This window comes from Mycolicibacterium sp. XJ2546 (assembly GCF_053483195.1).
The window spans coordinates 70,821-92,582 of sequence record NZ_JBEFRW010000014.1 but is presented as its reverse complement, the minus strand read 5'-3'; the positions used below and the strand labels follow the sequence as shown (position 1 = coordinate 92,582).

The 21,762-nt window shown below is 63.8% G+C and carries 21 protein-coding genes; 8 read left to right on the top strand and 13 right to left on the bottom strand.

All coding sequences use genetic code 11. From position 1 onward, the window contains the following. Positions 1-160 precede the first annotated feature (160 nt). The 3 genes from ABQE44_RS20350 to ABQE44_RS20340 are packed head-to-tail and all read left to right on the top strand — an operon-like array spanning position 161 to position 3,268. Positions 161-1,645 carry an aldehyde dehydrogenase family protein gene (locus ABQE44_RS20350; RefSeq protein WP_448431644.1) on the top strand — a complete coding sequence of 495 codons (1,485 nt, stop codon included), beginning with the start codon at positions 161-163 and terminating at the stop codon, positions 1,643-1,645. Next, the gene (locus ABQE44_RS20345; protein ID WP_448431585.1) at positions 1,642-2,847 is read left to right on the top strand and encodes a CaiB/BaiF CoA transferase family protein; all 1,206 of its coding nucleotides are present in this window, start codon (positions 1,642-1,644) and stop codon (positions 2,845-2,847) included. Before ABQE44_RS20350 ends, ABQE44_RS20345 begins: the two co-directional genes overlap by 4 nt. Before the next feature lie 16 nt (positions 2,848-2,863). After that, positions 2,864-3,268: a nuclear transport factor 2 family protein gene (locus ABQE44_RS20340; RefSeq protein WP_448431583.1), complete on the top strand. Its 405-nt coding sequence runs from the start codon at positions 2,864-2,866 to the stop codon at positions 3,266-3,268. A 17-nt stretch (positions 3,269-3,285) separates the two neighbouring features. Here the strand turns inward: ABQE44_RS20340 and ABQE44_RS20335 are convergent, their stop codons facing one another. Both ABQE44_RS20335 and ABQE44_RS20330 read right to left on the bottom strand, forming a co-directional pair. Beyond that, complete coding sequence (locus tag ABQE44_RS20335; RefSeq protein ID WP_448431581.1) at positions 3,286-4,179, bottom strand: mycofactocin-coupled SDR family oxidoreductase; 894 nt, start codon at positions 4,177-4,179, stop codon at positions 3,286-3,288. Positions 4,180-4,219: 40 nt separating this feature from the next. After that, the gene (locus ABQE44_RS20330) at positions 4,220-4,963 is read right to left on the bottom strand and encodes an SDR family NAD(P)-dependent oxidoreductase (protein WP_448431642.1); all 744 of its coding nucleotides are present in this window, start codon (positions 4,961-4,963) and stop codon (positions 4,220-4,222) included. A gap of 286 nt (positions 4,964-5,249) precedes the next feature. Here ABQE44_RS20330 and ABQE44_RS20325 point away from each other — a divergent pair, with 286 nt between their 5' ends. Further along, a complete protein-coding gene (locus ABQE44_RS20325; protein ID WP_448431579.1) occupies positions 5,250-6,551 on the top strand; it encodes an acyl-CoA dehydrogenase family protein in 1,302 nt (433 codons plus the stop codon). 12 nt (positions 6,552-6,563) lie between these two features. Here the strand turns inward: ABQE44_RS20325 and ABQE44_RS20320 are convergent, their stop codons facing one another. The 4 genes from ABQE44_RS20320 to ABQE44_RS20305 all read right to left on the bottom strand — a co-directional run bounded on the left by ABQE44_RS20320 (position 6,564) and on the right by ABQE44_RS20305 (position 10,819). Beyond that, on the bottom strand, positions 6,564-7,634 hold the full coding sequence (locus ABQE44_RS20320) for a phosphotransferase (RefSeq protein WP_448431577.1): 1,071 nt from the start codon (positions 7,632-7,634) through the stop codon (positions 6,564-6,566). An 11-nt stretch (positions 7,635-7,645) separates the two neighbouring features. Further along, positions 7,646-8,485, bottom strand: a complete 840-nt coding sequence (locus ABQE44_RS20315) for a mycofactocin-coupled SDR family oxidoreductase (RefSeq protein WP_448431574.1) — start codon at positions 8,483-8,485, stop codon at positions 7,646-7,648. 43 nt (positions 8,486-8,528) lie between these two features. Further along, on the bottom strand, positions 8,529-9,659 hold the full coding sequence (locus ABQE44_RS20310) for a cytochrome P450 (RefSeq protein WP_448431640.1): 1,131 nt from the start codon (positions 9,657-9,659) through the stop codon (positions 8,529-8,531). 437 nt (positions 9,660-10,096) lie between these two features. Next, positions 10,097-10,819 (bottom strand): TetR/AcrR family transcriptional regulator, encoded by a 723-nt coding sequence (locus tag ABQE44_RS20305; RefSeq protein WP_448431572.1) that lies wholly within the window; start codon positions 10,817-10,819, stop codon positions 10,097-10,099. A gap of 123 nt (positions 10,820-10,942) precedes the next feature. On the opposite strand from ABQE44_RS20305, the gene ABQE44_RS20300 reads away from it, so the two are divergent. Next, positions 10,943-12,130, top strand: a complete 1,188-nt coding sequence (locus tag ABQE44_RS20300) for an acyl-CoA dehydrogenase family protein (RefSeq protein ID WP_448431570.1) — start codon at positions 10,943-10,945, stop codon at positions 12,128-12,130. Positions 12,131-12,141: 11 nt separating this feature from the next. Further along, positions 12,142-12,924: an enoyl-CoA hydratase gene (locus ABQE44_RS20295; RefSeq protein ID WP_448431568.1), complete on the top strand. Its 783-nt coding sequence runs from the start codon at positions 12,142-12,144 to the stop codon at positions 12,922-12,924. A gap of 203 nt (positions 12,925-13,127) precedes the next feature. On the opposite strand, the gene ABQE44_RS20290 is transcribed toward ABQE44_RS20295, so the two are convergent. Genes ABQE44_RS20290 through ABQE44_RS20260 form a run of 7 tightly spaced genes read right to left on the bottom strand, consistent with a single transcriptional unit; the run spans position 13,128 to position 18,937 of the window. After that, positions 13,128-13,946 (bottom strand): acyl-CoA dehydrogenase family protein, encoded by an 819-nt coding sequence (locus ABQE44_RS20290; RefSeq protein WP_448431638.1) that lies wholly within the window; start codon positions 13,944-13,946, stop codon positions 13,128-13,130. A gap of 14 nt (positions 13,947-13,960) precedes the next feature. Beyond that, positions 13,961-15,085, bottom strand: a complete 1,125-nt coding sequence (locus ABQE44_RS20285; RefSeq protein WP_448431566.1) for an acyl-CoA dehydrogenase family protein — start codon at positions 15,083-15,085, stop codon at positions 13,961-13,963. Continuing rightward, a complete protein-coding gene (locus ABQE44_RS20280) occupies positions 15,082-15,519 on the bottom strand; it encodes a nuclear transport factor 2 family protein (protein WP_448431564.1) in 438 nt (145 codons plus the stop codon). The genes ABQE44_RS20285 and ABQE44_RS20280 overlap by 4 nt, the downstream gene beginning before the upstream one ends. Next, complete coding sequence (locus tag ABQE44_RS20275; RefSeq protein ID WP_448431562.1) at positions 15,512-16,723, bottom strand: metal-dependent hydrolase family protein; 1,212 nt, start codon at positions 16,721-16,723, stop codon at positions 15,512-15,514. Before ABQE44_RS20275 ends, ABQE44_RS20280 begins: the two co-directional genes overlap by 8 nt. A gap of 3 nt (positions 16,724-16,726) precedes the next feature. Continuing rightward, on the bottom strand, positions 16,727-17,056 hold the full coding sequence (locus ABQE44_RS20270) for a hypothetical protein (protein WP_448411432.1): 330 nt from the start codon (positions 17,054-17,056) through the stop codon (positions 16,727-16,729). Continuing rightward, entirely contained in the window at positions 17,049-18,392 is a 1,344-nt protein-coding gene (locus ABQE44_RS20265) for an aromatic ring-hydroxylating oxygenase subunit alpha (RefSeq protein WP_448431560.1), read from the bottom strand. Before ABQE44_RS20265 ends, ABQE44_RS20270 begins: the two co-directional genes overlap by 8 nt. A 5-nt stretch (positions 18,393-18,397) precedes the next feature. Beyond that, positions 18,398-18,937 carry a carboxymuconolactone decarboxylase family protein gene (locus tag ABQE44_RS20260; protein ID WP_448431636.1) on the bottom strand — a complete coding sequence of 180 codons (540 nt, stop codon included), beginning with the start codon at positions 18,935-18,937 and terminating at the stop codon, positions 18,398-18,400. A 258-nt stretch (positions 18,938-19,195) separates the two neighbouring features. Here ABQE44_RS20260 and ABQE44_RS20255 point away from each other — a divergent pair, with 258 nt between their 5' ends. Both ABQE44_RS20255 and ABQE44_RS20250 read left to right on the top strand, forming a co-directional pair. Beyond that, positions 19,196-20,491 (top strand): amidohydrolase family protein, encoded by a 1,296-nt coding sequence (locus ABQE44_RS20255; protein ID WP_448431558.1) that lies wholly within the window; start codon positions 19,196-19,198, stop codon positions 20,489-20,491. A 104-nt stretch (positions 20,492-20,595) separates the two neighbouring features. Further along, positions 20,596-21,762: an acyl-CoA dehydrogenase family protein gene (locus ABQE44_RS20250; RefSeq protein WP_448431634.1), complete on the top strand. Its 1,167-nt coding sequence runs from the start codon at positions 20,596-20,598 to the stop codon at positions 21,760-21,762.

Sequence of the window (21,762 nt, the reverse complement as noted above, 5' to 3'; positions counted from 1 at the left end):
ACCCGAACGATTAACAGCTAAGCGTAGACATGCGACCGAGTCAACTATTTTCGTGCGGCAGTGGGTTCGCGCCGGTAGTGTTCGCCCGAACACATGATTTCGCCGGCTCACAGGGACATGTCAGGGAGGCTCGATGACCGCGCAGGAAGTGTCTGCGAACATGCCAAGAGATGACTCCGTCGAAGGGGCGCGCCACGCTGAGCGCGACCCCGACAAGCGCATGCTGATCGATGGGCGGTTGGTAGGGGCCGACCAGATCTTCCCGTCGACCAATCCGGCGACCGGAAAGGTCATCGGTTTTGCGCCGCACGCTTCGGTGTCCGACGCCATGACCGCGGTCGCGGCCGCACGGCGGGCCTTCGACAGCACGACATGGTCCACCGATGTCGAGCTGCGGATTCGGTGTCTGATCCAGCTGCATGAGGCTTTAGTCCGGCACCGAGAAGAACTTCGCGCGTTGACGATTGCCGAAGTCGGCGCCACCGGCATGCTGACCGACGGGCCGCAGCTGGAAACTCCTATCGGAATAGTCCGCTACTACGCTGACCTACTCAAGACCTACCCGATGTCAGAAGACCTCGGCGACATCGACTCCATGGGGCAGCGTCACCACCGCTGGGTCGAGAAAGAAGCCGCAGGCGTGGTCGGGGCGATCGTGGGCTACAACTATCCGAACCAACTGGCGCTGGCCAAGCTCGCGCCCGCCTTGGCCGCGGGCTGCGCCGTCGTACTCAAGGGTGCCCCCGACACCCCGTTGATCACGTTGGCCCTCGGCGAGTTGATCGCCGACGAAACGGACATCCCGCCGGGTGTGGTCAACGTGTTGAGTTCGCTGTCGCCAGAAGTCGGTGCGGTGCTGACCACGAGCCCCGACGTCGACGTCATCACGTTCACCGGTTCGACCGCGACCGGACGTCGCGTCATGGCGTCGGCCAGCGAGACCATCAAGAAGGTCTTTCTGGAGCTTGGCGGGAAATCGGCCGCAATCATCCTCGACGACGCGGACTTTCAAACCTGCGCCATGATGGCCGCCTTCATGATCACCTCCCACGCCGGCCAAGGCTGTGCCCAGACGTCACGCTTGCTCGTGCCGCGGACGCACCACGACGAAATCGTCGAGTTGGTGCGCCAGAATTTCGGTCTCATCACCCACGGTGATCCCGCCGACCCCGCGACATTCATGGGACCGTTGATCAGTGAGCGGCAACGCGACAAGGTCGACGCGATGGTGCAGCGGGCAGTTGCAGGCGGTGCGACGTTGGTGACCGGCGGGCACCGTCTGGACCCGGGGTACTTCTATGCGCCGACCCTGCTCACCCATGTCGACGCCGACAGCGAGATCGCCCAGGAGGAGGTGTTCGGGCCGGTACTGGTCGTGTTGCCGTACGACGATGACGACGACGCGGTGCGCATCGCCAATAATTCGATCTACGGCCTATCCGGTGCGGTGTTCGGCAGCCGGGACCGGGCGATCGCCCTCGCGCGTCGGATCAGGACCGGGACGTTCAGCATCAACGGGGGCAACTACTCGGCACCGGACAGTCCGTTCGGCGGCTACAAACAATCCGGCATCGGCAGGGAGATGGGCGTCGCTGGATTCGAGGAGTACCTGGAGTTCAAAACCCTCGCGGAGGTCGTCGCGTGAACCCGATGGAAGGCGTCCGCGTCGTCGAGGTCGCGATGTACGCGTTCGTGCCGACCGCCGGCGCAGTGATGGCCGAATGGGGAGCCGACGTCATCAAGATCGAGCACCCGGTCACCGGTGATCCGCAACGTGGGCTACGTCAAGTCGGAATGCTGCAGGTGGCCGGTGATCCGAATCCGAACGTGGACAACGCCAACCGCGGCAAACGAAGCATCGGGCTTGATGTGTCGACGCCGGAAGGCGCATCGGTTCTGCACGAACTGGTTCGTCGGGCAGATGTCTTCCTGACCAGTTTCCTGCCTTCTCACCGAACCAAGTTCGCGATCGACGTCGATGACATCCGCGCCGTCAACCCCGACATCATCTACGCGCGCGGAAGTGCCTTCGGGCCGCGCGGTCCGGAGGCCGGTAGTGGCGGCTACGACATGACCGCGTTCTGGTGTCGGTCCGGCGCCGCGGCGACTGTCACCCCCCAGGGTATGGACGGCGTGATCACGCCTCCAGGTCCGGCGTACGGGGACACCATCTCCGGAACCAACCTGGCGGCGGGCATTGCCGCGGCGTTGTTCAAGCGCGAGCGGACCGGTCAACCATCGGTGGTCGACGTATCGCTACTCGGCAGTGGGTTGTGGGCGATGAGCCACACCGTTGCGCTGACCAACCATGTGGGCCAACGGCTCGAGGCGCCGCCACCCGGGGTGCACGGCTCGCCGTCGAATCCGTTGGTCGGGCTGTACGCGACGGCAGATGACCGCTACATCTCCTTTGTCATGTTGCAGCCGGCCAGATTCTGGGCTGATGTGTGCCGCCATATCGACCGTCCGGAGCTGGCCGAGGACGCGCGATTTGGCGATGAGCAGTCGATCGCGGCGCACACACGGGAGGCGGTCGAGATCCTGACGAAGACGATATCCACCCGGACCCTGGCGGACTGGGCGACACGGTTCACCACGCTGGCCGGGCCGTGGGCGCCGGTACAGGACACCCTGCAGGTCGGCCAGGACACCCAGGTACAGGCGAACGGATACATCGCTTCGGCGGGCGATTTGAAGTTGGTGACGAACCCGGTGCAGTTCGACGCAACCCCGCCGGACACCGGTGCGGCGCCCCGATTCGCTGAGCAGACCGATGAGATCCTCGAAGAGCTGGGCCTGGACTGGGACCGCATCATCGAGCTCAAGACCGCGGGAACGGTGACCTAGTGGGGAAGGCCGCATCGTGACAACGATATTTCACCGGCGGGTAGCCGTCGCAACCGACTTCATCTGCGGCATCGGGGATCTGGACTTCGACCGTGTAGCTGCTCAATTGGCCGATGAGGCGGTGATGCTGGCTCCGTTCGTCGACGACATGCCCCCGGCCCAAGGAGGTCCGGCCATCGTCGACCGGTTGCGCAGCACTGTTCCGCACATGTTCGAGCGGATGAACTTCACCTTCGACCAGTGGTACGACGTCAGCGAGTCCGACACCGTCATCGCCGAATACCACAGTGACTGTCCGCTGAAGGCGCGCGACGGGACGTACCAGAACTCCTACATCACCGTCTTCCGGTTCGAGGGCGACAAGATCGTGCTGTTCAAGGAGTTTTTCAACCCAGTCCGGATGGCGGCGTTGTTCACCTGATCGGTGTATGCGCTCGACTACTGACCGGGACCCTTGGGCCACTTGGCCATGGCGCCCGCATCGAGCGGAATGCTCGCCCCGGTCAGGTGTTTCGACGCATCTGAGGCGAGGAACAACACCAGCTCGGCGACATCTTCGGGCTCCAACCACGCAGTGGGAAGGGCGTGATAGAACTCCGACGCCGGCTGGAAGTCTTCTTTGGAGATCTCGCCCTGCAGGTCGGGCCGGAAGAGCTGGTAGATGCCCTGGGCGTTCATCAGGTGGGTGTTGCAGTTGGTTGGATGCACCACGTTGATCCGGATTCCGGTGGGTGCCAGGTGCAATGCCATCTGCTGGGTGTATCCGACCAGCGTCTGCTTTGACCAGCTGTAGCCTGCGCCGCCCGGGCCCATGATCGTGCGCGGGTCGTTGGCGTCGTTGGCGGTGTTGGGGATCAGCGCGGCCGTGGAACCGGTGACGATGATCGACGCCCCGGTGCCGGCGGCGATGAGGTGAGGAACCGACACTGCGACGGTGTTCATCACACCGATCAAGTCGACGTCGACGGCATCTTGAAAATCCAGTGGCTGAGGGTCGCCCATGGCCATGGGCAGGATGCCGGCGTTCGCCATGACGGTGGTCAGCCGCCCGAACTCGGCGACGCCTTGGTTCACTGCGTCGGCAAGCTGTGCGCGGTCGCGGACGTCGGCCTTGACCGCCACACAGCGGCGGCCCTCCTTCTCGACCAGTCGCTGGGTCTCGGTGAGATCGTCCCAGCTGGCCATCGGATAGGGGTTGGATTCGATGTCCTCGCAGATGTCGATGGCGATGACGTCGGCGCCCTCGCGTGCCTGCAGTACGGCGTGTGCACGCCCCTGACCTCGCCCGGCGCCGGTGATCAGCGACACCTTGCCGTCCATGCGTCCTGCCATGATCCCTCCTCGTGTTATGGCTGTTGAATGATGTTGTCGCTCAGAGCGTGCGGAACAATCCACCGTCGACGAGCACTTGAGCGCCGTTGATGTAGCTGGCCGCATCGCTGGCCAGAAATACGCACAGCCCGGCCATGTCCTCGGGGATCCCGATGCGCTTCATCGGGTTCAGCGCCGCTGCCTGGGCCTGCATCTCTGCGCCCCATGCCTTCGAGATATCGGTGTCGAAAGCCCCCGGCATGACCAGGTTCGCGCGCACCCTGGGCGCCCATGCGCCCGCGAGCGCCAAGGTAAGCGCGTTGAGGCCCGCCTTGGCCATCGCGTAGGGCAGGTCGGTGGCGTCCGGGCGCAGGGTGCCCGCCGTGGTGACGTTGATGATGGACCCGCCGTCGCGCTCGGCCATTCGGGTGCCGAACAGTGCGCTCAGTCGAAACGGCCCGCGGGCATTGACGGCATGGACCTTGTCGTAGAGTTCCTCGGTCACCGACGGGAGGTCCTCGTACACCGGTGACATCCCGGCATTGTTGATTAACACGTCGCAGCGGCCGAACCTGTCGTAGACAGCATCCAGCAAGAGTTCGGCGTCGTTCCACCGGCCGACATGGCAGGCGACAGGTAGTGCACGCCGGCCCGTGGTGGCCTCGATTTCCTTTGCGGCGCGCTCGCAGTTGTCGAGTTTGCGGCTGGCGATCACGACGTCGGCGCCTGCCAGGGCGAAACCTTCTGCGACAGCCCGGCCGATGCCGCGACTTCCGCCAGTGACGACCGCCACCCTGTCGGTCATGTCGAGAAGTTCGGGAAGAGCCCTCACGGCAGAACCCCGGCGTTTTCTGTGGGATGCGTTGTCAAGCCATCGATTGCGGTCACGCGATCTCCACTCCGCGAAAGCCTGGTTCCACACCGGCGGGATAGGTCTTGGAGAACCTAACCGCTGATATCCGACCGAGTCAACTATTTCGTCCAACCCACGGATCTGGAGCTGCAAACCGCGGATGAGAACCGCCTTGACAAAAATAGTTGACTAGGTCTTATCTATTAGGAAATACCGCTGCAGAGCCTGAGGAGGCGGGATGGCCTGGGATTTCGAAACCGATTCCGATTACCGGGAATTGCTGGACTGGGCCGACGAGTTCGTGCGCGACGAGGTCGAACCGCTCGACTTGGCATGGCCCAACCAGGAGTTCGTTCCGCTGACCGACGCACGCCGCAAGGCCATCGACCCACTGAAGCAGCGAGTCCGCGACAAAGGTCTGTGGGCCACACATCTAGGTCCGGAGTTCGGCGGCCAGGGCTACGGGCAGTTGAAGCTCGCGCTCCTCAACGAAATCCTCGGCCGCTCGCAATGGGCTCCGATCGTCTTCGGATGCCAGGCTCCTGACACGGGAAACGCCGAGATCATCGCCCACTACGGCACCGAAGATCAAAAGCAGCGCTACCTGCAACCACTACTCGACGGTGAGCTTTTCTCCAGTTACTCGATGACCGAACCCCAGAGCGGCGCAGACCCCACCCGCTTTGAAACGCGCGCGAGCCGAGACGGTGACGACTGGGTGATCAACGGGTGGAAGTTCTTCTCCTCCAACGCCAGAACCGCCTCGTTTCTGATCGTGATGGTGGTGACCGACCCGGACGTCAGCCCGTACAAGGGGATGTCGATGTTCTTGGTGCCTACCGACACCCCGGGCGTCAACATCGTGCGCAATGTGGGGCTGTTCGGTGAACCCGACAACGAGGGATCCCACGCCCTCATCCACTACGACAACGTCCGGGTACCCGCGGACGCTTTGTTGGGCGGCGAGGGACAGGCGTTCGTCATCGCCCAGACCCGGTTGGGCGGCGGTCGGATCCACCACGCGATGCGCACGATCGGGTTCGCGCAGAAGGCGCTGGACATGATGTGTGAGCGCGCATTGAGCCGCGAAACACAAGGCAGCCGGTTGGCGGACAAGCAATTCGTGCAGGGTTTCATCGCCGACTCGTATGCCCAGTTGGTGCAGTTTCGGTTGTTCGTGCTCTACACCGCCTGGCAGATCGACAGATACAACGACTACAACAAGGTCCGTAAAGACATCGCCGCGGTGAAGGCCACCATGCCGACAATGCTGCACGACATCGCTTGGCGGGCAATGCAGGTACACGGTGCGCTCGGTGTCACCAATGAGATGCCGTTGTTCAAAATGATTCACGGGGCAGCCGTGATGGGGCTCGTCGACGGCCCCACCGAGGTGCACAAGACCACCGTGGCCAAACAGGTTCTGCGCGACTACGCGCCGACAGAGGGCATGTGGCCCAGCGAGTGGCTGCCGGCCAAGCGGGACCAGGCGCGCGCAAAGTTCGCCGAGTACCTCGACCTCGAGGTCGGAAACTTGTGACGGTCGGCCGTGCTAGGCGATCGCGTCGAGGGCAGCGCGGGTGTCGAGGTCGAGGTACGCCGCGGAGTAGCGCTGGGCCAACGCCAGGCAGATGTCGGCACCCTGCCAGGCATCGCCGCCTGACAGCGTCGCCATCCAGATCGCCAGCCCGTGCGCGACGGATGCCCGGTAGCGCAGCCACACCTCGTCTGCCGTCGGCTTCTCGTCGGCGGGCAGTGTCAGCGCGTCGCGGTACTCGGTGAGCAGTTCCCGCTCGGCGCGTCGGCGGTCCTCGATCGTCAACGCGCCCTGCAGGAAGTAGCCGACATCGAGTGACCAGTTGCCGCGCCGCGCCATCTGCCAGTCCAGGAATCCGACCTCGTCATCGGGCAGCACGTAGGTGTTGCCGATGTGCGGATCGCCGTGCAGCAGAGTCTGTGGCGCGCTGGTCAGCGTCCCGATGTAGCGCGCCCAGATGTCGACGAACAGTTCGGTTCCGCTCAGCGCGGGGATCTCGGCGGGAACGCTGTCGCCCAACCGCTCATGGGCGATGTGCAACGGCGCGTGCTCGAGCCCTTCGAACGCGACGAACGGCTCGAGCCAGCCCAGTGCCGGTTCGGTCGCCAAGCGCTCACCCCAGAACCGGCTGTGCATGCGCGCCAGCCCGCCCACTCCGCTGGCCACCTGCTCGACCGTCATCGGCCGCGTCGAGTCGCGGGGGTCGGCGCCGCGCGCGACGACGTCCTCCATGACGATCAGGAAGTTCCTGGCGTCCTCGTCGATGAGCGCCGCGTAGACCGCCGGGTGATCCAGCGGCAACGCGACACCCGACATGAACAGCCGCGGCTCGTGATACAGCCCACTGGTCAGCGCCACCAGATCGGCGTGTTCGGGGTCGACGGCCTTGGCGAACACCGCCGCCGGCCCGCTGCCCGCCGCGTACGTCAGGGCCAGCCGGGCGCGCCGGTTGGTGCCGTCGTCGCGAAGCGCCACCGTCACCGTGTCGACGACGGTGCCCGGAAAGTCCCGCGCGAGTGCCGCCGTCATCCAATCCGGGGTGATCTCTTCCCATTCCCGCGGCAGCGAAAGCCCCGCGACAGCCATGTGTGCGGCTCCTACTTCAGGCAGCTGCCGCCGTCGACCGGCAGCGTGACACCGGTGACGAAGCGCGCCTCGTCCGAGGCCAGGAACAGCACCGCGTTGGCGATGTCCTCGGGCTCGACCCAGCCGATCGGCAGCGTGTGCATCATCTGGCCGACGACCTTCATATCCTCGGGGCCCGGGTTCTCCAGATCGGGCCGGAACAGCCTCATGGTGCCGTCGTTCATGAACAGCGGGGTGTTGACGTTGGTGGGGTGCACCGAGTTGACGCGGATGTTCTGGGCACCGAGTTCGACGGCGAACGTCCGCATCAGGCCCACCACACCGTGTTTGGCGGCGACGTAGTGACCCGTGTGTGGGTAGGCCTTCAGGCCACCGACCGAGCTGGTGAGGATGATCGAACCGCCGCGGCCGCCCTTGAGAATGTGCGGCACACCCGCCTTGACGGTTTTCCACACTCCGCCGAGGTTGATGTCGATCATCGCCGTCCAGTCTGCTTCGCTGGTCTTGTCCAGCGTCTGGCCGCCGTTTCCGATGCCGGCATTGGCCACGATGATATCGAGCCGGCCCAGTTGCTCCACACCGGTGTCGACCGCCGCCTTGAGCGCGTCGTAGTCGCGGACGTCGACCTCGGCCGTGTAGATGCGGCGGTTGTAACCCTTGACCAGATCGGCGGTTTCGGCGAGGTCCTCGGGGGTGGAGGCGTCGATCAAGTCGACCGTGTCGATCTTCTTGCAGATGTCCACGGCGATGATGTCGGCGCCCTCCTGGGCCATCCGCACGGCGTGGGCGCGGCCCTGCCCGCGCGCGGCGCCGGTGATGAATGCGACCTTGCCTTCTAGACGTCCTGCCATACTGTTTCAATCCCTTTGGTGTCGGTGGGTTGGGTTTGGGTGCTCACGCCTCAGATACGAAGGTGGGCATGGATTCCCAGCCGCGTACGGCTGTGGTTTCCGATGGACGCGCGTTCGGCCAGTCGACCTCCCACGCCGGGAACCGCTTGAGGATCTCCTCGAGGGCGATCCGGCCTTCCAGGCGCGCCAGCGCATTGCCCATGCAGAAGTGTGTTCCCGCGCCGAATGTCATGTGCGAGCGTTGGTCTCGGTGGATGTCGAAGACGTCGCCGTTGGGCGGGAAGCGGCGGTGGTCACGGTTGGCGGCCCCTATCAGCATCAGCATCGCCGAACCTTCGGGGACCGTCTGGCCGTAGTACTGCACGTCGCGGGTGACGTAACGGGCCATCTGTAGAGCGGGCGGCTCCCAGCGCAGGATCTCCTCGATCGCCTGCGGTATCAGGGTCGGGTTGGCCACCAGCTCGGCGCGCTGATCGGGGTAATCGGCGAGTGTCTTTCCGGCCCAACCGATCAGGCGCGTCGTCGTCTCGCTGCCCGCGGTGGCGATCACCGTCAGGTACATCAGCAACTCTTCGCGGCCCAGCTTGCGTACGGTGCCGGTCTCGTCTTCGAACTCGACGTTGAGCAGATCGGTCATGATGTCGTCGGAGGGATGTTTGGTGCGGTAGTCGATAAATTCGGCGAACACCTCACCGGTGGCCATCAGGTCGACGTTGTCGCTCTGCAAGGTCGCTTCACCGTGTTCGGTGACCCGACGTTGGTCTTCTTCGGGGATGCCCAGAAGCATGCCGATGACGCGCATGGGCATCTGCTCGCCGAGATCGTTGACGAAGTCGAACCGGTCCGCGCCGACCAGCGGATCGAGACATCGCGAGGTGAACTCGCGGATCTGCGGTTCCAGCGCCTGCACCTTACGCGGGGTGAACACCCGCGACAGCAGGTTGCGGTGGATGTTGTGGATCGGCGGATCCTCGAAAATCAATGTGCCGGGCGGGATCTCCATCCCGGACTTGATGATCTCGAGCAGGGCGCCGCGTCCGGAGATGAACGTCTCGTGGTCGATGACGCCCTTGTTGACGTCGTCGAAACGGCTCAACGCATAGAAGTCGTGCTTGTCGTTGTAGTACAGCGGTGCCTCTTCGCGAAGCCGGGCGAACACCGCGTACGGATTCATGTTGATGTCGAGGTTGTAGGGGTCGTAGTACAACTCGACGTCCGTCGCGGCGGGTTGTACGCCGGGATTTTCAGCGCTGATCGTCACGGGTCGCCTCTCGCTGGACCAGGGTCACATAAGACATGGGGCTGACTTTTGTCTCACAACTTTGGCATTCGCCCCGAATGGTGTCAATAAGCTGACCGGTTTTCGCGATTTATACTCTCCGCTTAGTAGAACGGGCTTCTCATCCCGGCGTCGACGTCCCGAAACGTCTGGGTGTTTCCTGCGCGTACGGCGCCGCGAAGAGGCCGTCAGCGCTGCGATCCGGCCGTCGGCATCTTGTGCGGTGATATCGAGACCGCCGAGCAGATCCGGCCAGAGATCGGGCACCCGCCCAGTGTAAGTCAGCTTCTCAGCAGCGAGAACATAGTTCTCGCGAGAATGTGATTCTCCGCCTACTCGGCGGCGAACCCGCGGGCGCAGAAATCCCAGACCTCGTCCGCGGTGATGGGGTTGGCGGCGCCTATGTCATCGGTCTCACCGCTGGATTGCGCGACGAACATCACCGTCTGCATCGTCATTGCGGCCATCCGCTTGGGGTTGATGCCCTCACGAAGTTGGCCGGCGGCGCTGGCTTCTTCCATCAGCTCGGTGAGCAGGGCGAGAAGCGGTGCGTGGGCGATTTTGACCTCGGACGGATGTGACACCAGAAGACGTGGCGCGAAGTCGGTGAACAGCGGGCGCTTGGCGGTCGGATCGGGTCGCGACGACTCGAAGAGAAGCTGGACCGCGACCTTCAGGCGCTCGATCGGCTCGTCCTCGGTGGTGGTGGCTGCCCGAATCTGATCAGCCGAGCGGCTCAGCGCATCCTCGAACAGCGCGAGCAACAACTCATGCTTACCGTCGAACTGCAGGTAGAAACTGCGCAGCGACTGCCTCGAACGGTCGACTACTTCCTGCACCGTGAAGTCGGTGCTGCCCTTCTCGATGATGATCGCCTGCGCCGCGTCCAGGAAACGCTGCACGCGCTGCGCAGCACGCAGCTTGGCGGTTTTGATCGATCGCTCGACCGCACGTTGCTTCCAGGCCGGCTCCTCGCTCGGGCTGGTCACCGGCGGCTCAGATGCGTGCCGATTTGGGAGAACATGAACTGACTGTACCGGAGAACGCCTTGCCATTGCGGTCCTCGACCCCCTCGCGGCCTACGTGTCAGAGATTGTAACTTTCTCACGATGAGAATAGTATTCTCATTTTGTTGATAACAGTAGGCCTTACCAAAAATTTGATCCACCGGGAGTGCCGTGCAGCTCACCTTTGATGCTGACGTAGAGGCATTCCGCGCTGAGTTCAACGCGTTCCTCGATGAGAACCTTCCATCCGATGCGGAGGCTCTCGCACGGTCGCAATCCAGCAGCGACGTTCCCGTCTGGGCGCGCGACTGGCAGCGTCTGATGTTCGACAACGGCTGGTTGCTGCCCGGTCATCCGCCTGAGTTCGGCGGGCGTAACGCCACCCTGTTACAGCAGTATGTGCATCAGCAGGAGCTGGCGCGGCGACGCGTCTATCTGACCTTCAACCCGCAGGGCGTCGGGATCGTGTCCGCGTCGCTGATCACGTTCGGCACACCCGAACAACAGCGCCGCTGGGCGGTGCCGATCCTGCGCGCCGAGATCACCGCCTCGCTGGGGATGAGCGAGCCCGGCGCCGGATCCGACCTCGCGTCGCTGCGCACTCGGGCCGAGTTCATATCCGGTGACGACGGCGATCATTTCGTGGTCAACGGCCAGAAGGTGTGGACGTCGGGCGCACACGACGCAGACGTGCTGCTGACCTTCGTGCGCACCGATGCCGACGCGCCCAAACACAAGGGCATCAGCGTGCTGCTGATCCCGACCGACCTGCCGGGCGTGGTACGACGGCCGTTCGCATCGGTGTGCGACCAGAACGACCTGGACTTCAACGAGGTCTTCTTCAACGACGTGCGGGTGCCCGCCGAGAACCTCGTCGGACCACTCAACGAGGGTTGGCGGGTGGCCAGCGGTTCACTCGGACATGAGCGGAACATGTTGTGGCTCAGCTACGCCGACCGGCTGGCCGAGCTGACTGAGGACTTCCGGCCCACCTCCGCGCTGGACCGCGACCGGTATGCGACGTTGGTCATGGACAATCAGGCGCTTCGCCTGCTCGGCTCGGTTGCGCTGGCCCGCGCGGCTCGCGGTGAGGAAGACGCGTCCGCGCTGTCGGTGCTCAAGCTGATGGGCTCGGAAGCTTCGCAGCTGGCCACCGAATACGCGCTGGACGCAACGGGTGTCGACGGTCTGGCTCACCCGACCATGTCCGGTCCGTACAGCGCACAGCACCTCGACGCGTACCGGTGCGGCTGGTTTGAACGCTACGTGCGCACCTTCGGCGGCACCATCGCCGGCGGAACCTCTGAAATCCAACGCAACATCATCGCCCAGCGGCTGCTGGGACTGCCCCGAAACTAAAAGGACTCACCATGTATATCGACTACGACGTCGCCGACCGCATCGCGACCATCACGTTGAACCGTCCGGAGGCGGCCAACGCTCAGAACCCCGAGCTGCTCGACGAACTCGACGCGGCGTGGACCCGCGCCGCAGAGGACAACGACGTCTCGGTGATTCTCCTGCGGGCCAACGGGAAGCATTTCTCGGCCGGACACGATCTGCGCGGCGGCGGCCCGGTGCCCGACAAGATCACCCTCGACTTCATCATCCAGCACGAAGCCAAGCGCTACCTCGAGTACACGCTGCGCTGGCGCAACGTACCCAAACCGTCGATCGCGGCGGTACAGGGCAGGTGCATCTCCGGTGGTCTGCTGCTGTGCTGGCCGTGCGATCTGATCATCGCCTCCGACGACGCGCTGTTCTCCGACCCCGTCGTGCTGATGGGCATCGGTGGCGTCGAATACCACGGCCACACCTGGGAACTGGGCCCCCGTAAGGCCAAGGAGATACTGTTCACCGGCCGGGCGATGACCGCGGAGGAAGTGGCCGCCACCGGCATGGTCAACCGCGTCGTGCCCCGCGACCAACTCGATTCGGAGACCAGGGCGCTGGCCGAACAGATCGCCAAGATGCCGCCGTTCGCGTTGCGCCAGGCCAAGCGCGCGGTCAACCAGACACTCGATGTGCAGGGCTTCTACGCGGCCATCCAGTCGGTGTTCGACATCCATCAGACCGGACACGGCAATGCGCTGAGCGTGGGCGGGTGGCCGGTGTTGGTGAACCTCGACGAGATGAAGGCCAACTTGAAATAATTTGCCCGAGCGTGCGTGTCTGCGGCCGACACGCCGAGCCTAACCGCGAGTTTGCGCACGCTCGCCGACGCGGTGGGCACACCCTGATGCACTCCCTGGCGTACTTGCGAGTGTTCACGCGGCGACGGTGAGCGTGCGTAAAGTCGTACAAAACGACGGCGTGTCGCCCTCCGACACGCACGCTCGCGGAGAAATTGGAGAAATTAGAGTTGTGCGAGGCGGGGCACAGAGCCGCGGGCCCGCAATCCCGCGCCCGCCTTGCGGGTGAGTTCCTTTGTGTTACCGAGCAACCCGTCGAGCACCAACGCGCGCTTCACATGCCGGTGCAGGTCGTGCTCGGCGGTGAAGCCGATACCGCCGAGCACCTGCTGACATTGTCGGGCCGCGGTCAGTGCGGCCTTGCCCGCGGCGGCCTTGGCCAACATCGCGGTCAAGTCAGGGCTTTCGGCCTCGGGCAGCGCAAGCGTCGCCTCCGCACCTTCGATGGCCACCAGCGTCTCGGCCAGCCGATGCCGGATCGCCTGAAACGACGAGATCGGTCGGCCGAACTGGACGCGGTCCATGGCATGTTGGCGCGCCAGCGTCAGCATCGCTCGAGCCGTGCCGACCAGCCACCAGCCCACCGCCCTGCGCGCCTCGCCCATTCGCATCAGCTCACCGTCGGGAACCCGGCGCAGCGGCAACCCGCCGAGCGTCGTGTCGCCGGACCCGAGGTTGTTTCCCGTCGCTTCGCTCGCCCCGCCGCGTTCCCACACGACCCAGCCGCCGCCCGCATAGGGCATCGGCGGGGTGCCGCCGGGAAGCCCGCCGATCGTCTCCAGCAGGACATCGTTGATAACCGATGCGTGCGAACCGGTTTCGCCAAGCAGCCGGAACACCAGCGGGATCGCCAGATCGGGCTCCTCGGCGAGCATGTCGGCCCAGCCCAGTTCGGCCAGTGCGGCGTCCAGCTCGGCACCGGAGGTCGACAGCATCGTCTTACGCAGGGTGTCTTCGAGCATCACCAGTGATTCGGCATCCATACCGTTGTCCACGGTCACTCCTTACCGAGGTCCAGCAGGCGACGGGCGATGATGTTGCGCTGCACCTCGGCGGTACCGCCGTAGATGGTGGCCGCCCGCGAATACAGATACTCGGTGCGCCATTCGTTGTCGTCGAGTTCGATGACGCCCGGCAACAGATCGCGCACCGTGTCGTAGAGCTGCTGCTCGGCCCCGGCCAGCAGCACCTTGTCGATCGAGGTTTCTGCACCGAGCTTGTGCCCGTCGGCCAGCCGGTGCTGGGTGGCCCGCGATCGGCAGCGCAGCGTATGCAGGGCCAGGTAGGTCTCGCCGAGGTCCGAATCGACTGATTGGCCTTGGCGTTTCACCTCACCGATCAACGCATCGAAACGTGAGTACAGGTAGGCGATGCGCTGCCAGAAGCAGGTCGAGCGCTCGTAGGGGAGCAGATCCATGGCCAGCCGCCAGCCGTCGCCATGCTGGCCGAGCATCCGGTCCGCCGGCACCGCGACGTCGTCGAAGTACACCTCGCAGAACTCGTCGACGTCGTGCATGGTGCGCAGCGGCCGAACCGTGACACCCGGAGTGTCCAGATCGACGAAGAACGCCGTGATGGCCTCATGGTTGGGTGTGTCCGGTCCGCCGGTGCGGGTGAGCAGGACGCACCGTGTCGCGTACTGCGCGAAGCTGGTCCACACCTTCTGCCCGTTGATGATCCACTTGTCGCCGTCCTGCACGGCGCGCGTGGTCAGCGACGCGAGGTCGCTGCCCGATCCGGGTTCGGAGAAGCCCTGGCACCACGACTCCTGGCCGGACAACAATTTCGGCACCATCTCGGCGGCCAGTTCAGGGCGCGCATAGTCGATCATCGTCGGGGTCAGGACCTCGAGCATGGAATACGGTCCGGGATGGTCGATTCCGCGGCCGACGATCTCCTCGCCGACGATCGCCCGCAGGATCTCCGGGCCGCCGAGCCCGCCCGCAGACTCGGGCCAGCCGTACCGCATCCAGCCGGCGTCGTAGAGCGCCTTGAGCACCCGAAGATGCTGGCGTTGGTGGGCATCCAGCGAGTCGTCACCGGGCGGAGGCGTCAGGTCATTGGCCTCGAGCCATTCCCGCAGGGCGGTGCGAAACACGTGCGGCTCGAAAAGCTGTGTCATCCCGCTTCGGGCCTTCCGATGGCGTGTGGGCGGCCGGAGTCGTGCTCGCCGCTGCGCCGAATGAACGTCATGGCACGGGTTTGCAGCCGCCAGCCGTCGTCGGTGCGGACGTAGGTGTCGTTGTAGTAACCGATGCGCATGTCGTGTTGGGAGTGCTCGATGAAGCACAGCGGCTGCGTTCCGCTCGCCTTGTCGGGGTCGTCAGGGTCGAGGTGAACCAACGACGTGCCGGTCATGAATAGGCCCTTGGGCGCAGCGTCGACGAGTTCGGGGAAGCGGTTGAGCGTGTAGGTCGAGCCGAACGCGCTGTAAGTGCCGTCCGGGGTGAACACCGAGATCAGGCCCTCGATGTCACCCTGGGTGATGGTGACGGCGTATTTCGCCAGCAGCTGCTGGATCTCGACAAGATCCTCGATTCGCTTCGACTCAGTCATGTCGGAAGACCTTACCGCCCTTCATTACGAAGTTGACGTCTCGTGTAACGCTGATATCGGTGAGGGGATCGCCGGGCACCGCGATGATGTCGGCGAGATAGCCCTCGGCGACACGACCCAGATTCGGCTTGTTGATGAGGTCTGCCGCCACCACGGTCGCCGCGCGCAGCACCGCCGCAGCGGCCATGCCCCAGTCGACGAGCGTCACCAGCTCATCGGCGTTCTTGCCGTGCGGGATCGCCGGAGCGTCGGTGCCGACGGCGATCTTGACGCCGGCCTCGTAGGCTGCCTTGATCGACGTACGGGCCTTCGGGAACATCTCGGCGGCCTTGTCCTGCAGCTCCTTTGGTGCCCGCGACACATCCATCGCTTCGGCCAACCTGCGCGTCGTGACCAGGAAACGGTCGTTGTCGACGAGCATCTGGACGGCTTCGTCGTCCATCAGGAAACCGTGCTCGATGCAGTCGATACCGCACGCGACAGCGTGTTTGACCGCCTCCGCGCCGTGGGTGTGCGCGGCGACGCGCAACCCGCGGCGGTGGGCCTCGTCGACGATGACGCGCAGTTCCTCATCCGAGTAATGTTGCGCTCCAGCCTCACCGGTCAACGACATCACGCCACCGGAACAACACACCTTGATCAGCTGTGCGCCGTGCTTGATCTGGTAGCGCACCGCTTTGCGGATCTCGTCGACCCCGTTGGCGATGCCCTCTTCGATCGTCAGCTCGAGCACACCGGGCATGAAGGCCGCGAACATCGTCGGATCCAGATGCCCGCCGGTGGGGGTGATCGCGTGCCCGGCCGGAATCACCCGGGGCCCCTCGATCCAGCCCGCGTCGATGGCCTTGCCCAGCGCGACGTCGAGCAGGTAACCGCCCGTCTTCACGAACAACCCGAGGTTGCGCACCGTGGTGAAGCCCGCGCGCAGTGTGCGGCGGGCATTGCCGACCGCGCGCAGCACCCGGGTTGCCGGGTCGTCCTGCACCTGCGACAGGCCCGGGGTTTCGCCCCGGCCGCCCATGAGCAGGTTGACCTCCATGTCCATCAGGCCGGGCAGCAGGACCGCGTCGCCCAGATCGACAATCTCACCGTCTGCCGAACCTCCGACACTGACAATGCGGCCGTCGTCGACCCGGACGATCCCGGGCCGGACGATCTCGCCGGCGTCGACGTCCAGCAGACCTGCTGCTTTGAGGGTCAGCACAACTTAGACCACCGGCTCCTTGATGCAGGTGATGTACGTGGCGCCGCTGTCGAGCACACGCGGCTGCTTCCACACCTCGATCGGAAACGACACGTTGACCAGTGACTGCATCATGTGAATGAGCGCCTTTGCGTCGTCGGGCATTCCGTCCAAGGGGAACCTGGCGTCGCAGTATTCCATGACGGCCTCCAGGCGGGGGAACGCATTGTCGTAGAACTCCTGCATTTCCTCCATGGTCGAGGACAGCCGCTTCTGGTAACGCTCTTCCTCGGTGGGCAGGCACCAGTCGGTGAACCGCTCGAGGTCGGCGAACTCTTCTGGCAACTTAGGCATTGATCGCATCCTTCTGACCGGCCGACGTCGCGGGTTTCCCATTGCCCGAACCGTCGGTGAGACCCTTTTCCTTCTTGTAGGCGTTCACGTGATCCCACGCCGTCTTGTGCAGATGGCGTAGCAGGACCTCTTGGTCGCACAACAGGAAATCCTTGACCACACCGGTGCTGATCATCGTCTGGGTGGCCTCGAGGGTGTTGGCGTCCTGGAACGCGTACTCCTTGAACGTCACCGCCGCGAGCTCATGGGCAAGTCGCTCCCGGGTGTTGGTGGCGGGCACGAAGTACAGCGTGCACTCGAAGATGTGCTTGTCGACGTCGGTGGGCCAGTAGTGGTACGTGAGATACCAGCCCGGCGCCCACAGCAGCAGCGTGAAGTTCGGGAAGAACTCGAAAGAGTCCTGACCCCAGGATTGGTGACGCGACGGGTTGACCGCCGGCGGCAACTCGTCGGGCAGAATGCCCTTGATGTTGGGCCGGTCCCACGGGCCGAACAACCCGCTGTGCAGCACCCGTTCGATCGGCTTGACCATGTTCGGGTCCTTCGGGGGGCTCATCCCACCCCACGACGAGATCATCGAGTGCCTGCCCTTGATGTCATAGTGCAGCGCCTCGAAGCCGAAGCTGGCCAGCTTCTCCGCCTCTTCCTTGACCGCCTGCTTCATGTGCAGCACCGGTGCATGGTAGAACTCGACGAACGCGTCGATGAACAGCTTCCAGTTCGCGTTGACTTCGGCGCGGTAGGAGTAGGTCTCCGTCATCTCGTGGAAGGGATAGCCCTCCAAGCCCTTTGCGAACTCGCCGAGGTAGTCGGTCAATGGTTCGGCATCATCGTCGAAGTTGATGAAGATGAAGCCTTCCCACACCTCGCAGCGCACGGGCACCAACCCGTAGTCGGCCTTGTCGACGTCGAAGAACTCGTCCTCCTGCTGGATAAAGGTGAGGTCTCCCTTGAGGCTGTAGCGCCACGCGTGGTACTTGCAGGTGAACTGCCGGCAGGTGCCCGACACCTCCTGGCCGGGGTAGTCGTTCCACACCAGCTTGTTCCCGCGGTGGCGGCACATGTTGTGGAAGGCGCGAACTTCGTTGTCCGTGTCCTTGACGACGATCACCGACGTGCCCTTGCCCGCGGACGGCATCTCCTTGGTGAAGTAGCTGCCCTTCTTCGGGAGCCGTTCGACCCGGCCCACGTTCAGCCAGCACTTCCTGAAGATCGCCTGCTGTTCGAGCTGCCAATGCTCGGGATCGATCGAGTCGGTGTAGTCCACCGGCCCCGTGCCGAGTTCGGGCCAATGCTCGGTCCAGCTGCCCTCAGCAGGTTTGGGGAAAAATGCCATGGTGTTTACCTCTCTGCGAGATTTTCGGAGTCGGGTACTACGCCGAAAGTGTTGATGGCCATGGCGAGTGCGCCATAGCAGCCGATGGTGAAGACGAGATCCATACGCTGGCGCTCATCGAGATGCTCGGACAACGTTGTCCACGTGGCATCGGAAATCTCCGAAGCGTCCTCGAGTTCGTCGACCGCGTGCAGCACGGCGCGGTCCAGTTCGTCGTCCGCCTCACCGCGCTCGATACCGGCGATGACGTCCTCGGTCAACCCGGCGTCGAGGCCCATCTGTACGTGGTGGCGCCACTCGTACTCACAGCGGCGCCGGTGCGCCACCCGCAACACCGCCAGTTCGCGCAACGGTGCGGGCAGAGTGGAGGAGTACAGCAGGTGGTTGTTGAAGCGCAGGAAAGCCCGCGTCAGCTTCGGATGGCGCACGAGGGTGGCCAGCAGGTTGCCCGTTTTCTCCGGACTGCGCCGCTCGGCGGGGATGCTGGACAGGGCATGGTCGACCGCGTCATCCCACTGATCGGCAGGCAGCGGCAGAACTCGCACCGATAGCTTCCTCTCACTCACGAGAATCAGGTTCTCATATTTGGCTAATAGATTTCCATCTTTACTCCAGAAGGTCAATCCCCCTGGTCAGGCGCGCCGGTCACGGCGGTGCCGGCCGGGGTCCAACGGCGCTGCCTGGCGGCCCTGAAGCGGCTTTCGGACATTGATTCTCGCGTTTAGAGAAGCTAGTTTTCTCTAGTAGAGAACCTTGTCGATCTAGGGTGGGGGTCAGCGACGACCCCGACGAAGGGAACAGGCATGAACAAGGACGACATGATCTTGGTGAGCGTGGATGATCACATCGTCGAGCCGCCGGATATGTTCAAAAATCATTTGCCGAAGAAGTATTTGGATGAGGCGCCGCGGTTGGTGCATAACGCCGACGGTTCGGATACTTGGCAGTTTCGCGATGTGGTGATTCCGAATGTGGCGCTCAATGCGGTGGCGGGCCGGCCCAAGGAGGAGTACGGGCTGGAACCCCAAGGCCTTGATGAGATTCGGCCGGGGTGTTGGCAGGTCGATGAGCGGGTCAAGGATATGAACGCCGGCGGGATTTTGGGGTCGATGTGTTTTCCGTCGTTTCCCGGCTTTGCCGGTCGGTTGTTCGCCACCGAGGATCACGAGTTCTCGCTGGCTTTGGTGCAGGCCTACAACGATTGGCATGTGTTGGAGTGGTGCGGGGCTTATCCGGCGCGGTTTATTCCGATGACGTTGCCGGTGATCTGGGATCCGCAAGCGTGTGCTGCGGAGATTCGGCGCAACGCTGAGCGTGGGGTGCATTCGTTGACCTTCACCGAGAACCCGGCGGCGATGGGTTATCCGAGCTTTCATGATTTCGAGCATTGGAAGCCGATGTGGGATGCGCTGGTCGATACCGACACCGTGCTCAATGTGCATATCGGCTCCTCGGGGCGGTTGGCGATCACTGCCCCCGATGCGCCGATGGATGTGATGATCACGTTGCAGCCGATGAACATCGTCCAGGCCGCCGCGGATCTGTTGTGGTCGCGTCCGATCAAGGAATACCCGAGCCTGAAGATCGCGCTGTCTGAGGGCGGCACCGGTTGGATTCCGTATTTTTTGGAGCGGGTGGATCGCACCTATGAGATGCACTCGACCTGGACCGGCCAGGATTTCAAGGGCAAACTCCCCTCGGAGGTGTTCCGCGAGCACTTCTTGACCTGTTTCATCGCCGATCCGGTCGGGGTGACGACCCGCCATCAGATCGGGGTGGACAACATCTGCTGGGAAGCCGACTACCCGCACTCCGATTCGATGTGGCCCGGCGCGCCCGAACAACTCGACGAGGTCCTCAAGGCCAACAACGTCCCCGATGACGAAATCAACAAGATGACCTATGAAAACGCCCTGCGCTGGTACAACTGGGACCCCTTCACCCACATACCCAAAGACCAAGCCACCGTCGGCGCTTTGCGGAAGGCCGCCGAAGGTCATGATGTCAGCATCCAAGCCCTCTCCAAGACCGAAAAGACCGGTGCATCGTTCTCGGATTTCGCCGCGAGCGCCAAGCAGGTGAGCGGCAACACGGACTGAGCAGGTACTGGCTGACGGTGTCGCCGGTGCGAAACGTACCTTGATCGCACCGGCGCACTGCGCTGTGTCGACCATGACTTGAAGGAGTAGCGGTGTCGAACGGAATGACTTTCGAGCTGACCGAGGATCAGGAACTGATCCGCAAGTCCGTCGCCGAACTGGCGGGCAAGTTCGACGATCACTACTGGATGCAGAAGGACCTGGATCACGAGTTCCCACAGGAGTTCTACGACGCCATCGCCAAGGGCGGCTGGCTCGGCATGACCATCCCCGAGGAGTACGGCGGGCACGGTCTGGGCATCACCGAGGCCACCCTGCTCCTCGAGGAGGTGGCCCGCTCCGGCGCCGCGATGAACGGCGCCAGCGCCATCCATCTGTCGATCTTCGGGATGCAGCCCGTCGTCAAGCACGGTTCCGACGAACTGAAGGCTGCCACGCTGCCCCGAATTGTCAACGGCGACTTGCACGTCTGCTTCGGCGTCACCGAACCGGGCGCCGGACTGGACACCTCGCGCATCACCACGTTCGCCAAGCGCGAAGGTGACCACTACCGCGTCAACGGCAGGAAAGTCTGGATCTCCAAGGCGTTGGAGTCGGAGAAGATCCTGCTGTTGACCCGCACCACTCCGTACGACGAAGTCACCAAGAAGACCGACGGCATGACGCTGTTTCTGGCCGACCTCGACCGCGACCACGTCGACATCCGCCCGATCAGCAAGATGGGCCGAAACGCGGTCAGCTCCAACGAAGTGTTCATCGACGACCTCATCGTTCCGGTCGAGCACCGGGTCGGTGAGGAGGGTAAGGGTTTCAAATACATCCTCGACGGGCTGAACCCCGAACGGATGCTGATCGCCGCCGAGGCGCTCGGGATCGGGCGGGTGGCGCTGGCGAAGGCGGTGAAGTACGGCAACGAGCGGGTGGTGTTCAACCGGCCGATCGGCATGAACCAGGGGCTGCAGTTCCCGCTGGCCGATTCGCTGGCTCGACTCGACGCGGCCGAGTTGGTGCTGCGCAAGGCGACGTGGCTGTACGACAACGGTAAACCGTGTGGGCGCGAAGCCAATACCGCCAAGTACCTGTGCGCTGACGCCGGGTTCGGCGCCGCCGACCGTGCCCTGCAGCTGCACGGTGGGATGGGCTATTCCGAGGAGTACAACGTGTCGCGGTACTTCCGCGAGTCACGGTTGATGAAGATCGCGCCGGTCAGCCAGGAGATGATCCTGAACTTCCTCGGCGAACATGTACTGGGACTTCCCCGTAGTTATTAA